10 protein-coding genes are annotated in these 12,944 nt (G+C 66.7%); 1 reads left to right on the top strand and 9 read right to left on the bottom strand.

Annotated elements, in window-relative coordinates:
- Nucleotides 1-157: 157 nt before the first annotated feature.
- From ACZ1A1_RS20925 to rimP, 8 genes are all read right to left on the bottom strand, one after another.
- Nucleotides 158-484 carry an SH3 domain-containing protein gene (locus tag ACZ1A1_RS20925; RefSeq protein ID WP_463621432.1) on the bottom strand — a complete coding sequence of 109 codons (327 nt, stop codon included), beginning with the start codon at nt 482-484 and terminating at the stop codon, nt 158-160.
- 38 nt (nt 485-522) lie between these two features.
- Entirely contained in the window at nt 523-2,250 is a 1,728-nt protein-coding gene (locus ACZ1A1_RS20920) for a sensor histidine kinase (protein WP_463621514.1), read from the bottom strand.
- A 151-nt stretch (nt 2,251-2,401) separates the two neighbouring features.
- Nucleotides 2,402-3,334 (bottom strand): tRNA pseudouridine(55) synthase TruB, encoded by a 933-nt coding sequence (truB, locus tag ACZ1A1_RS20915; RefSeq protein ID WP_463621431.1) that lies wholly within the window; start codon nt 3,332-3,334, stop codon nt 2,402-2,404.
- Between the two features lie 12 nt (nt 3,335-3,346).
- Nucleotides 3,347-3,757, bottom strand: a complete 411-nt coding sequence (rbfA, locus tag ACZ1A1_RS20910) for a 30S ribosome-binding factor RbfA (RefSeq protein WP_119257772.1) — start codon at nt 3,755-3,757, stop codon at nt 3,347-3,349.
- Nucleotides 3,758-3,829: 72 nt separating this feature from the next.
- Nucleotides 3,830-6,487 carry a translation initiation factor IF-2 gene (gene infB, locus ACZ1A1_RS20905; protein WP_313194446.1) on the bottom strand — a complete coding sequence of 886 codons (2,658 nt, stop codon included), beginning with the start codon at nt 6,485-6,487 and terminating at the stop codon, nt 3,830-3,832.
- 103 nt (nt 6,488-6,590) lie between these two features.
- Complete coding sequence (locus ACZ1A1_RS20900) at nt 6,591-7,244, bottom strand: RNA-binding protein (protein ID WP_313194447.1); 654 nt, start codon at nt 7,242-7,244, stop codon at nt 6,591-6,593.
- Between the two features lie 76 nt (nt 7,245-7,320).
- Nucleotides 7,321-8,919, bottom strand: coding sequence for a transcription termination factor NusA (gene nusA, locus ACZ1A1_RS20895; protein WP_313194448.1), 1,599 nt, complete (start codon nt 8,917-8,919; stop codon nt 7,321-7,323).
- A 113-nt stretch (nt 8,920-9,032) separates the two neighbouring features.
- On the bottom strand, nt 9,033-9,647 hold the full coding sequence (gene rimP / locus ACZ1A1_RS20890; RefSeq protein ID WP_119257623.1) for a ribosome maturation factor RimP: 615 nt from the start codon (nt 9,645-9,647) through the stop codon (nt 9,033-9,035).
- 369 nt (nt 9,648-10,016) lie between these two features.
- Between rimP and ACZ1A1_RS20885 the strand changes: the two genes are divergently transcribed.
- A complete protein-coding gene (locus tag ACZ1A1_RS20885) occupies nt 10,017-11,645 on the top strand; it encodes an MFS transporter (protein ID WP_463621513.1) in 1,629 nt (542 codons plus the stop codon).
- A gap of 19 nt (nt 11,646-11,664) precedes the next feature.
- Here ACZ1A1_RS20885 and ACZ1A1_RS20880 read toward each other — a convergent pair whose 3' ends face one another.
- Nucleotides 11,665-12,870: a lytic murein transglycosylase gene (locus tag ACZ1A1_RS20880; protein WP_463621430.1), complete on the bottom strand. Its 1,206-nt coding sequence runs from the start codon at nt 12,868-12,870 to the stop codon at nt 11,665-11,667.
- Nucleotides 12,871-12,944 lie beyond the last annotated feature (74 nt).

Raw genomic sequence — 12,944 nt, 5'->3', positions numbered from 1 at the left:
ATGTCCTTTCATGAATGGGAACAAAGGTCGCCAAAAGCCGGGATGTCGTCCAGCGATGGCCGTTAAGGCAAGCGGGCAGACCCGCATTGCTGGCGGTGCCTATAAACCATTAGCGGGCGAAATGGAAGGGGCCGCGATCAACCGCCGCCCGAGGCCGTCAGAAGCGGCTGGCCGGCTGGCTTGGCGCCAGGTCGGGCACGTCGCCGCCCTTCGGGCAGACGACATAGGCGCCGAATATCCAGCCGAGGCGCTCGCCCCCGAGCGAGACGAAAAGCCAGCGCTTGGCGCCGATCCTCGTTTCCTCGATCACCTCGAGCCGCGTGCCGTTCCGCAGCGTCGTCACGATCGGCCCGTTCGGCGCGGAGCGGACATTGAGCGGCGTGCCGGTCGGATCGTCGACCACGCATTCGCCGGCGGCAAGGGCGGGCGTCACGGCGGCCGCGAGGATGGCGGCGGCGATGGCCGCGCGCAGGAAAAGCATCATGGCGTGAACCCCGGCATGGGAGGAAGAAGCAGCTCTCGTCATTCGAAGGAGCCCGGCTGGTGAGCCTCCTCGTCGCGCAGGCGGGCGAGCGGGATCGTCACCCGCCATTCGATGCCGTCGTCATGCACGATGAATTCCAGCGTCGCGTCGAGCGCCATGCCGAGCATGCGCTCCAGCACCACGCTGCCGAAGCCCTTGCGGCTGTCCGCTATGGCCTGCTTGTCGATCGTCGCGCGGCTTTCGAGCCAGACGAGGTCGAGGTTCTCGCCGGCCGTCACCCAGCTCAGCGAGACGATGCCGGTGTCGTTGGCAAGCGCGCCGTATTTGGTGGCATTGGTCGACAGTTCGTGCAGCGCCATGCCGAGCGTCTGGGAGGCCTGCGGATCGAGCAGCACGGCGGGGCCTGCGATGCGCACCCGGCTCGTATCGTCGGGCGTGAAGGGCTTGAGCTGGTTGCGGGCCAGTTCGGCGAGGTTCACGCCCTGCGTCGCATTGGCGATCATCAGGTCGGTCGAGCGGGCAAGGCCCGAGACGCGCCGGCGGAAGGTCTCGGCGAAGTCGGCGGCATTCTCCGCGCCCGCCACCGACTGGTTCAGCATGGCCTGGATGACGGTGAGCTGGTTCTTCGAGCGGTGAGCGACCTCGCGCATCAGGAAGCGCACCTCGTTTTCCGACTTCACGCGGGCATCGGCCGCCTCGGCGAGCGCGCGGGAAACCGTCTCCAGCTCGGAGATCGCATAGCGGCGCGAGGCGACGCGCTCGCCGCGGCCGAGCCGGCGCGCGTCATGCGCCAGGAGCCGCACATCGCGCGAGAGGACGCGCGCGATGCCGACGGCGCCCGCCGCCGCCAGCGCCGCGAAGACCGCCCCGCCAATGGTGAGCCAGAGGAAGGAGGAGACCGCGGGCGCCTGCACGTCGGAGGACTTCGCCCAGGCGATCATCCGCCAGCCGGCCAGCGAGGAGAATTCGGTGACGACCTGGTAGTTGACACTGTCCTGGCGCATCGTGCTGACGCCGAGGCGGAGCGAGGGCACGACGCGCAGGAAGAACGGCTGGCCCGCCTTCTGCTTCTCATCCGTCGAGACGATGACCTTGCCCTCGGTGTCGAGCACCGCCGCGTTCCAGCCGGGCGAGAGGATATCCGGATTGACCGCGCGCCGCAGCGCCTCGGCATTCTTGGTCAGCGTCAGGAGCACCTGCTGGCCGTTGTGAAGGCGCATGGGCTGGTAGACGTTGAAGACCCATTGCTGGGCGGTCTTGCCGAAGAAGAGGTCGGAGACCATGCGCTCGCCGCGCGACAGCGCGAGCCCCGCCGAAGCCGGCTCCGACGCCGCGCTCAGCGCCGTGCCGTAGGGCACGCGCGTGTTGAGGATCTGGTGCATCGTCGGGTCGATGAGGATGAAATAGATGTCGGTGCCTTCGAGCGCCTTGCTCGCCTGCCTGTGCAGGGCGGCATAGTCGCCCTTCTGCAGGCTGTCCGACGTCGAGAGGAAATTCAGCGTCGAGAACATGCCGGAGATCTCACGCTCGACGGCGCGGTTCACGGCGCTCGTCGAGGTGCGCAGCAGCGATTCGAAGATGCGCTCCTGCGCCTCGTTGGTGCGCTTGAGGACAATGATCGAAAACAGGAAGGCCGGAATGACGGCGACGAGGATGAGGCAGACGAGATAGAAGGCGACCGGATGATGCATGCGCCTGCGGGCCTCGCCGGCGTCGGCGCCCCTCTCCACATCCCCGGCGGATGCCGTTCGGTCGTTTGGCATCATCGTCAACGGCCAGCCCCTTCACCCCTTGCCTGCGAGCCGGCCCGGCGGCCAAGCGCCGCCGTGCCCGTCCTAGAACGGACCTCGCCGGCCCATAAAGCCAATAGCTTGTGGTGAAATCAAGTCGGAGGCGTTTCGTTCCGCCCCCCGATTATTAGCCTGCGAAAACCCGCTTGGGACGGAACTCGCCGCCACCGATCTCGCCGATGGCGATCAGCTTTCCGCGCGCCGTGGCATAGGCCTCGTCCGCCGAAACGGGCGCATCGCGGCCGCGAACGATGATCGGGTTGCCCATGCGCAGGCGGTGCGCCTGGTCGTCGTTGACGATGATCTGCGGCAGGCTCGACAGGGCCTCGCCGGTATCGATGAGGAAGGCGTCGAGCGCCGCAAGCCGCTCAGTGTCGTCCTCGATTTTCTCCAGTACCGTCAGGTCCGCCAGCGGCACCATGTCGTCCTCGCCGAAGGGGGCGACGAAGGTGCGGCGCAGAGCCGAGATGTGGCCGTAGCAGCCGAGCTGGCGGCCGAAATCGCGGGCGAGCGCGCGCACATAGGTGCCCTTGCCGCATTCGACCTCGAAGGCGGCCGTATTTTCGTCCGAGCCGATCAGCGTCAGGCGGTGGATCTCCACCTCGCGGGAGGGGATCTCGACCGTCTCGCCTTCGCGGGCGAGGTCATAGGCGCGCTCCCCGTCGATCTTGATGGCGGAGAACTGCGGAGGAACCTGCCGGATGACGCCGGTATAGCCGCCGAGGATCGCGGTGATCTCGTCGGCGGTCGGGCGCTTGCCGGATGTCTCAGTCACCTCGCCCTCGAGGTCGTCCGTCGTGCGCTCCTCGCCCCAGGTCACCGTGAATTCGTAGATCTTGCGGCCGTCCATGACATAGGGAACGGTCTTGGTGGCGTCGCCCAGCGCGATCGGCAGCATGCCGGAGGCGAGCGGATCGAGCGTGCCGGCATGGCCGGCCTTCTGCGCCTTGAACAGCCACTTGATCTTGGAGACGGCCTCGGTCGAGCCGAAGTCGAACGGCTTGTCGAGGATCAGCCAGCCGGAAACCGGCCGGCCCTTGGGTTTGCGGGGTCTGGACATCTGTATCCTGGATTATTGATCGTCGTCGCCGTCTTCGGCGTCAAGATCGCGGGCGACTTCCGGCGAGCGCAGGAGGTCGTCGATCTTCTTGTAGTTGTCGAAGCTGGTATCGTCGCGGAAGCGCACGTCCGGCATATATTTCATCTGGCGAAGCTGCGGGCCGAGACGGCCGCGGATGAACTTCGCATTGCGGTTCAGCGCCTCGATCACCGCCTCGTGGTCCTTCACGCCGAGCGGCGTGACATAGGCGGTCGCGTGCTTCAGGTCGGGCGACATGCGCACTTCCGAGATGGAAATCACGGTCTTCTCCAGAAGCGGATCGCGTACTTCGCCGCGCTGGAGCACCTGGGTGATCGCCGCGCGCACCTGCTCGCCCACGCGCAGCATGCGTTGCGACGGCGCCGAGGATGTTGCTCTGGTCATGGTGGTCACCTTCAAAAAAATGCGAGCGCCGAAAATGTCCGGCGCCCGCATGATGATCTGATCGCCGGCAGCTTACAGCGTGCGCGTGACGTGCTCCACGCGGAAGCATTCGATCTGGTCGCCGACGCGGATGTCCTCGTAGTTCTCGAAGGCCATGCCGCATTCCTGGCCGACATTGACTTCCGAGACCTCGTCCTTGAAGCGCTTGAGCGTCTTGAGCTTGCCTTCGTGGATGACGACGTTGTCGCGCACGAGGCGGACGCCCGAGCCGCGCTCGACCTTGCCTTCGGTGACGCGGCAACCCGCGACCTTGCCGACCTTCGTGATGTTGAACACCTCGAGGATCTCGGCGTAGCCGAGGAAGGTTTCGCGGCGCTCCGGCGAGAGCAGGCCCGACATCGCCGCCTTCACGTCATCCACCAGGTCGTAGATGATGTTGTAGTAGCGGATTTCGATGCCCTGGCGCTCGGCGAGCGAGCGGGCCTGTGCGTTCGCACGGACGTTGAAGCCGATGATGGCGGCGTTGGACGCTTCGGCGAGCGAAATGTCCGACTCGGTGATGGCGCCGGCGCCGGAATGGACGATGCGCACCCGCACCTCGTCCGTGCCGAGCTTGTCGAGCGCGCCGGCAATGGCTTCGATAGAGCCCTGCACGTCGCCCTTGATGAGCAGCGGGAATTCCTTGAGACCGGAATTCTGGAGCTGGTTCATCATCTGCTCGAGCGAGCCGCGCGAACCCGTCTGGCGCGCCACCTGCTTTTCGCGGGCGAGGCGCTGGCGATATTCGGAGATCTCGCGGGCACGGCCCTCGTTCTCGACGACCGCGAACTTGTCGCCCGCAGCTGGCGTGCCGGAAAGACCGAGAACCTCGACCGGCATGGAGGGGCCGGCATCCTTGACATGCTCGCCCTTGTCGTTGACCAGCGCGCGCACACGGCCCCACTGGTCGCCGGCGACGATGATCTGGCCCGGCTTCAGCGTGCCCGTCTGCACGAGGACCGTCGCGACGGCACCGCGGCCGCGGTCGAGCTGGGCTTCGACGACGACGCCCTCGGCCGTGCGGTTCGGGTTCGCCTTGAGGTCGAGGATTTCGGCCTGCAGCAGGATGGCTTCGAGCAGCTTGTCGAGGTTCGTGCCGTTCTTGGCCGAGACTTCGACGTCGAGCGTCTCGCCGCCCATGGATTCGACGAAGACCTCGTGCTGGAGGAGCTGCGTGCGAACGCGCTGGACGTCCGCCGTCGGCTTGTCGATCTTGTTGATCGCCACGATGATCGGGACACCCGCCGCCTTGGCGTGGTTGATGGACTCGATCGTCTGCGGCATCACGCTATCGTCGGCCGCCACCACGAGGATCGCGATGTCGGTCGCCTGCGCGCCGCGGGCACGCATGGCGGTGAAGGCGGCGTGGCCGGGCGTGTCGATGAAGGTGATCTTGTGACCGTCCTGCTCGACCTGGTAGGCGCCGATATGCTGCGTGATGCCACCGGCTTCGCCGGCAACCACGTTGGCGTGGCGGATGGCGTCGAGCAGCGAGGTCTTGCCGTGGTCGACGTGGCCCATGATGGTCACGATCGGCGGACGGGATTCCATGTCGCCTTCCTGGTCGGCGACGTTGAAGATGCCTTCCTCGACGTCGGATTCCGAGACGCGCTTGACCGTGTGGCCGAATTCGCCGGCGATGAGTTCGGCCAGGTCGGCGTCGATCAGATCGCCGGGCTTCATCATCTGGCCTTCCTTCATCAGGTACTTGATGACGTCGACGGCGCGTTCGGACATGCGCTGCGACAGTTCCTGGATGGTGATGGTCTCGGGCAGGACGACTTCGCGCGAAATCTTCTCGCGCGTTTCCTGCATCATGGAGCGCTTGAACTTCTCCTGGCGGCGGCGCATCGCCGAGAGCGAGCGGCCGCGCTGCGAGCCGTCCTCGTCACTCGAAGCGGTGGTGAGCGTCAGCTTGCCCTGGCGGCGGCCGTCGTCGCCCTTCGGGCGTGCGGGTGCCTTGGCCGGTTCCGGGCGCTTGACCGCGCCGCGGTTGGCAGGCGCACCGCCGCGCGGACGCTTGTCGTCGTCCTCGTCGGCTTCGCGGCGGCCACGGCCGGCGACAGGCGCTACGGCCGGAGCCGGCGCGCGGCCGGGCTGCGGGCGGGCTTCGGCGACAGCCGGCGCGGCAGCGGCGGGCTTTGCCACCGGCTGCTCGGCTGCTTCTTCCACGGCGGGAGCCGGTGCGGCTGCCTCGGTGGCGCGGCGCTCGGCCTCTTCCTTCTCGCGGACGATGCGGGCTTCTTCCTCGGCCTTGCGGCGGGCTTCCTCTTCCACCTTGCGGCGGGCCTCGTCCTCGGCGCGCTGGCGCGCCTCGGCGGCGTCGCGAATCTGCGCTTCGGCAAGCGCGCGGCGACGGGCCTCGACCTCATCGGGGGAAAGCTGGTTCAGCACGACGCCGACACGCGGGCGGCTCTGCTCGGCCTGCGGCTGGTGGGCCGGGCGCGAGGGCTGCTGCACGGGACGCGACTGCTGCGGCTCGGGCTGGCGCTGCACCGGCGCGACCGGGGTCACGGGACGCTCGTCTTCCGGGCGGTTGATGCGGCGCTTGCGGGTCTCGACCACAACGGCCTTCGTGCGGCCACGACCCATGTCCTGGCGCACGGTGCCCTGCTGAACGCCCGAAGGCTTCAGGGTCAGGGTCTTCTTGCCCGCCACGCTGATCGTCTTGTCGTCTTTGTTGTCGGTCATTCCGTTCCGTTCCTAAGATCAGGGCCGGATGCGTATCACCAGACCCTGTCGTTCAATTGTTTTCGTCCAATGCGATAGCGGCCGGCGAAAGCCGGTGACCGCGTCATTGGTTTGGCTGGCCAGCGCCGCCATGTGCCCCCACCCGGGCGCCGCCCCGGTATTTTTCGAGCATGATTGCGCGCTTCACTACACCCTCACCCGCCTGCCCTGCAAGCGCTGCGGCATGGATAAAAGCATTCTGGCCCAAAAGGCCCTCCAATTCGCCCTCGGAGAAGAGCCTGAAGGAGGGTATTTCCATCTCGTCTTCGGTGAGGAAGCTTGCAGCCTTCCTCGCCTGGTCGATCTTCCTCACACCGTCCCCGGCCGCATCCGTCGCATGGAACACGGCAAGGGCGGCGAGCGAGCGCACCGCCTGGTCGACCTTCGTCGAGCCGGTGATGAACTGGCCGGCCTTGCGCGCCATGTTCATCATTCCGCCGAGCTGGGCCGCGATAAGCCGGTCCACATCGGCCCCGAGCTCCGGGCCCGCCTTGGCGTCCGCCCGCAGCGCGCGCGCGAAAAGCTTCCTGGCGACCGCCTTGTCGACGATCGCCCGTTCGGCTTTCACCCAGCATCCACGTCCGGGGAGTTCACGCTTCAGGTCCGGCACGACGCTGCCGTCGGGACCTGCGACGAAGCGGATGAGGTCATCCGCATCGCCGCTTTCGCGCGTCACGATGCACATGCGGTCGTTCACGCCGTCGTCCTTCTTGCCCATATAGGTTTCCGCTCTCGCCAACGCAAACCGCTGTGCAACGTGGCCAACGGCATGTCGAACCGCGCGGGACGGCCGGTCAGGCGTCCTGCTCGGCGCCTTCCACGGCCTCTTCCTCGGTGGCGAGGTCCTCTTCCGTGATCCAGCCGGCCGCAAGGCGGGCCTGCACGATCATGGCCTCGGCCTCGGCGCGGGAGACCTCGAACTTCGAGAAGAGACCCTCGAACTTCTTCGTCTCGCCGTCCTTGCGCTCGGTCCAGCCGACGAGGTCGTCGGCGGCGCAGCCGGCGAAGTCCTCGATCGTCTTGATGCCGTCCTCGCCGAGGGCGACGAGCATCTGGCCCGTCATGCCGTCGATCTGACGCAGCTCGTCGGCAACGCCGAGTTCCTTGCGCTTGGCGTCCATCTCGGCCTCGATGCGCTCGAGATATTCGCGGGCGCGGGTCTGGATCTCCTGGGCCGTGTCCTCGTCGAAACCGTCGATGGAGGCGATTTCGTCGAGATCGACATAGGCCAGTTCCTCGACGGCGGCGAAGCCTTCCGAGGCCAGGACCTGGCCGACCATCTCGTCGACGTCGAGCGAGTCCATGAAGAGGTTGGTGCGCTCGTTGAATTCCTTCTGGCGGCGCTCGGATTCCTCGGCTTCCGTCAGGATGTCGATATCCCAGCCGGTGAGCTGCGAGGCGAGGCGCACGTTCTGGCCGCGGCGACCGATGGCGAGCGAGAGCTGCTCGTCGGGAACGACCACTTCGATGCGCTCGGCATCCTCGTCCAGAACGACCTTGGCGACTTCCGCCGGCTGCAGGGCGTTGACGATGAAGGAGGCCGGGTCCTGCGACCACGGAATGATGTCGATCTTCTCGCCCTGCAACTCGCCGACGACGGCCTGGACGCGCGAGCCGCGCATACCGACGCAGGCGCCGACCGGATCGATGGACGAGTCGTTCGAGATGACGGCGATCTTGGCGCGCGAGCCCGGATCGCGGGCGACCGACTTGATCTGGATGATGCCGTCGTAGATTTCCGGCACTTCCATGGTGAAGAGCTTCACCATGAACTGCGGATGGGTGCGCGACAGGAAGATCTGCGGGCCGCGCTGCTCGCGGCGCACGTCGTAGACATAGGCGCGGACGCGGTCGCCGTAGCGCATGTTCTCGCGCGGGATCATCTCGTCGCGGCGGATGATGCCTTCGCCGCGGCCGAGGTCGACGATGACGTTGCCGTATTCGACGCGCTTGACCGTGCCGTTGACGATCTCGCCGATGCGGTCCTTGTATTCGTCGTACTGGCGGTCACGCTCGGCCTCGCGCACCTTCTGCACGATGACCTGCTTGGCCGACTGGGCGGCGATGCGGCCGAAATCCATCGGCGGCAGCGGGTCGGCGATGAAGTCGCCGAGCTTGGCATCCGGGTTGCGGTCGCGCGCCAGTTCCAGCGGGATCTGGGTGGAATAGTCCTCGGCATGCTCGACGACTTCCAGCAGGCGCTGGAGGCGGATTTCGCCGGTCTTGGAATTGATGTCGGCGCGGATGTTGGATTCCGTGCCGTAACGCGAGCGGGCCGCCTTCTGGATGGCGTCGGCCATCGCGGCAAGCACGATCTCGCGGTCGATGACCTTTTCACGGGCCACGGCATCCGCGATCTGCAGAAGCTCAAGCCGGTTCGCACTGACTGCCATTGTCTCAGGTCTCCATGGTCGAGCCGGGGCGTTGCCGCCGGCATCCGTGGAGCGGCGCACCGCTCCGGTTCCGTCCTCTTCGCTCCGCCGCGAGGGCGGAGCGCACTCACAAACTATTCTTCGTCGTCGCCGTCTTCGTCGTTCTGGTTGGCGGCCTGCGCGGCCTTCGCCTTCTTGTCGGCGGCCAGCGCGTCGCGGATCAGCTCGTCGGTCAGGATCAGCCGGCCCTCGGCAAGCGCCGTGAAGGGGATGACGACCGTCGGCTCGTCGCCGGCGGCGGGCTGGTCGCGTTCCAGCGTGAAGCCGTTCTCGTCGGTCGCGACGATCTTGCCGCGGAAGCGCTTGCGCCCGTCGACGAGGATCGACGTCTCGCATTTCAGGAGGTGGCCGAGCCACCGCGAAAAGTCCGACTTGCGCACCATCGGCCGGTCGATGCCGGGCGACGACACTTCCAGATGATACGCCTTGTCGATCGGATCCTCAACGTCGAGCACCGGCGAGACGGCCATGGAGACCTGCTCGCAGTCCTCCACGGTCATCGTGCCGTCCGGGCGTTCGCACATGATCTGCAGCGTCGCGCCGTTCTGCGCGGAAAGCCGGACCCGCACGAGGCGGTAGCCGATCTGCTCGATGGTCGGCTCGATGATGTCGGCAACGCGCCGGTCGAGGCCGGTCTCGACGACGAGCCGCGGTTCGGCGGCGATTTCTGTCTGGGTCGTGTCGGTCATGACATGCCCTCCCGGGAAAGTCGTTATGATGCGCTCGATCGGGGCAATAAAAAAGAGCGGGTCCTCGCGGGCCCACTCTTCATCTGACGATCAAGAATTTGAGGGTGATATAGACCGGGTTCGCCGGAATTGCAAGTTCCGCGTAAGTTCGCCTTCGCCAGCCGGCATTTGCCCACGGGGGGAGAAAGATGGAGGCTTGCTCATCGTTCGAAATGGAATGCAGAGGGCACGGCACATTAAGCCCCTCCCCCTTGTGGGGAGGGGTTGGGGAGGGGACTTTCTTCCCCGCCAATTTCCCGCCACCGGCTTGCCGCTTTCGTCCCATGGACTAGATTGCACACAACGCTGCGTCGAGAATGAGTGCCCATCGTGCCGGACCGGACATCCCCCCTCGCCCCCTTCCGAAACGAAACCTTCCGGCTGATCTGGGCGGCAAGCCTGATCTCCAATTTCGGCGGGCTGATCCAGTCCGTCGGCGCGGCCTGGATGATGGCCTCGATCTCCTCCTCCGCCAACATGGTGGCGCTGGTGCAGGCCTCGACTTCCCTGCCGATCATGCTCTTCTCCGTCGCCGCCGGGGCGCTTGCCGACAATTTCGACCGGCGCAGGCTGATGCTGACGGCGCAGTGTTTCATGTTCGCGGTCTCGATCGCGTTGACGGTCTGCGCGTGGTACGGCGTCATCACGCCCTGGCTGCTCCTCGCCTTCACCTTCCTGATCGGCTGCGGCACCGCGCTCAACAACCCGGCCTGGCAGGCCTCGGTCGGCGACATGGTGCCGCGCGAGGACCTGCCGGCGGCCGTCTCGCTCAACAGCATGGGCTTCAACATCACCCGCAGCGTCGGCCCGGCCATCGGCGGCGTGATCGTCGCGGCGGCGGGCGCGGCGGCCGCCTTCGCCGCGAACGCGCTCAGCTATTTCGCCCTGCTCTATGCGCTCTTCCGCTGGAAGCCCGACATCTCGCCGCGCGCCTTGCCGCGCGAGGATTTCGGCCGCGCCATCTCGGCGGGGCTGCGCTATGTCTCCATGTCGCCCAATATCGGCAAGGTGCTGCTGCGCGGCTTCGCCTTCGGCCTTGCGACCAGCTCAATCCTCTCGCTGCTGCCGCTGATCGCCCGCGACCTCGTTGCCGGCGGGCCGCTCACCTTCGGCATCCTGCTCGGCTGTTTCGGGCTCGGCGCCATCAGCGGCGCGCTGATGAATGCCTCGGTGCGCGAGCGCCTGACCAGCGAGACCATCGCGCGCCTTGCCTTTGCGGGCTTTGCGGCAAGCGCGAGCGTCTGCGCGCTCAGCTCTTCCGCCATCCTCACCGGCGCGGTGCTCCTGATCGCCGGTGCCTCCTGGGTGATGGCGCTCTCTCTGTTCAACACGACCGTCCAGCTCTCGACGCCGCGCTGGGTCGTCGCCCGCGCGCTCTCGCTCTACCAGACGACGACCTTCGGCGGCATCGCCGCCGGAAGCTGGATCTGGGGCACGACGGCCGACACGCATGGCGCGCAGGCCGCGCTTCTCGCCTCCGCGGTCGTTATGATCGCCGGCGCGGCTCTCGGCCTTCGCTACGGCCTGCCGGAACTGCAGAGCCTCAATGTCGATCCGCTGGGCCGCTTCAGCGAGCCGGACCTGCCGCTCGACCTGAAGCCGCGCAGCGGGCCTATCGTCATCCTCATCGACTACGAGATCGCGGAAGCGGATATCCCCGAATTCCTGGAGACCATGACCGAGCGGCGGCGCATCCGCATCCGCGACGGCGCCGGCCAGTGGGCGCTGATGCGCGACCTGGAGAACCCGACGGTCTGGACGGAGACCTACCATGTGCCGACCTGGGTGGAATATGTGCGCCACAACCAGCGCCGCACCCATGCGGACGCCGCCAACGGCGAAAAGTTGAGCCTCCTGCATCGCGGCACCGAGCCACCGCGCGTCCACCGCATGATCGAGCGGCAGACGATCGTCCCGCATCAATACGAGCGGTTCAAGCAGCAGATGGAAATCCACTGAGGCGGAGCCGCCTCAAGCGTCAGCGAAGCCGGGATTTCAGCGAGGCATCCGGATAGCAGGTCGGCGCGAGGCCGCTCTTGGCCTGCCAGTCACCGAGCGAACGGCGCGTCTTGTAGCCGGGCAGGCCGTCGACCTTGCCGACATCGTAGCCCTTGGCGACGAGCGCCTTCTGCATGGCCAGCACATCAGAGCGCAGCATCTTGCCGACATCGCCCCATTCGCCCCGGAACGGGCCGCTGCCGAAGGCGATGCGGTCGGCGAGATTGCCGATGAAGAGGGCGTAGAGGTCGGAATTGTTGTATTCCTTGATCACGTAGAAATTCGGCGTGACGATGAATTCCGGCCCGTGCGTTCCCGCCGGCACCAGCATCATGCCGGATGCCTTCGCCTCGCCGGCCGGAAACGCCTTTCCGGAAATGCGCGTAATGCCGCTCGATGCCCAGGCCGAGATCGGCTTGGCGAGGTCCGGGCCTTCCTGCGCGCAGGAGACGCCATCCGGAATGGAGACCTCGTAGCCCCAGCCGCGGCCGGGCTGCCAGCCCTTCTGCGCCAGGTAGTTGGCGATGGAGGCAAGGCTGTCCGGCACCGAGCCCCAGATGTCGCGCACGCCGTCGCCGTCGAAATCGACGGCATATTTCAGGAAGCTCGTCGGCATGAACTGCGGCTGGCCGAGCGCGCCGGCCCAGGACCCCTTGAGCTGGTCCACCGTGCGGTCGCCGCCGTCGACGATATGGAGCGCGGCGATCAACTCCTTGCGGAACATGTCCTTGCGCGTCGACATGAAGGCCTTCGTCGCCAGCACGTCCACGGCGGAATAGGGGATCTTCGCGCTGCCGAAGCCGGATTCGCGGCCCCACACGGCAAGGACGACCTCGCCCGGCACGCCGAAGCGCTTCTCGATCCTTCGCAGCGTGGCAGCATAGGTCCTGGCAAGGCTGCCTCCCCGGCCGGCAAGGCTCTGTAGCCGCTTTTCGGAGAAATAGGCGCCCGGCGAGGAGAACTCCGCCTGGCTCTGCGCCTGCTCCTTCTTCGGTCTGGAGCCGGGCGGAACGAGGTCGGGCAGGTCCCAGTTGAGCGTCGCGCCCTGCATGGCGGCGCGGAAGGTCTTCTCGCCGATGCCGGCCTTCTGCGCGGACGGCCATAGGTCCTTGTCGATCCAGGCGCGGAACATCTTCTCCACCTCGGCCTTGGAGGCGGCATGGGCGGGGAGAGCGGCAAGGGTCATGGCAATTGCGAGCACGAGGCGGGTTGCGATACCCCCCTCTGCCCTGCCGGGCATCTCCCCCACAGGGGGGGAGA

The organism is Shinella sp. R2-11 (genome assembly GCF_055330205.1).
Note: the sequence above shows the minus strand (reverse complement) of the source record. Positions and strands in the feature narration are given on the sequence as shown.

Coding starts and splice junctions, on each gene's coding strand:
- ACZ1A1_RS20925 (WP_463621432.1), bottom strand. CDS start 484: ATGATGCTTTTCCTGCGCGCGGCCATCGCCGCCGCCATCCTCGCGGCC.
- ACZ1A1_RS20920 (WP_463621514.1), bottom strand. CDS start 2,250: ATGATGCCAAACGACCGAACGGCATCCGCCGGGGATGTGGAGAGGGGC.
- truB (WP_463621431.1), bottom strand. CDS start 3,334: ATGTCCAGACCCCGCAAACCCAAGGGCCGGCCGGTTTCCGGCTGGCTG.
- rbfA (WP_119257772.1), bottom strand. CDS start 3,757: ATGACCAGAGCAACATCCTCGGCGCCGTCGCAACGCATGCTGCGCGTG.
- infB (WP_313194446.1), bottom strand. CDS start 6,487: ATGACCGACAACAAAGACGACAAGACGATCAGCGTGGCGGGCAAGAAG.
- ACZ1A1_RS20900 (WP_313194447.1), bottom strand. CDS start 7,244: ATGGGCAAGAAGGACGACGGCGTGAACGACCGCATGTGCATCGTGACG.
- nusA (WP_313194448.1), bottom strand. CDS start 8,919: ATGGCAGTCAGTGCGAACCGGCTTGAGCTTCTGCAGATCGCGGATGCC.
- rimP (WP_119257623.1), bottom strand. CDS start 9,647: ATGACCGACACGACCCAGACAGAAATCGCCGCCGAACCGCGGCTCGTC.
- ACZ1A1_RS20880 (WP_463621430.1), bottom strand. CDS start 12,870: ATGACCCTTGCCGCTCTCCCCGCCCATGCCGCCTCCAAGGCCGAGGTG.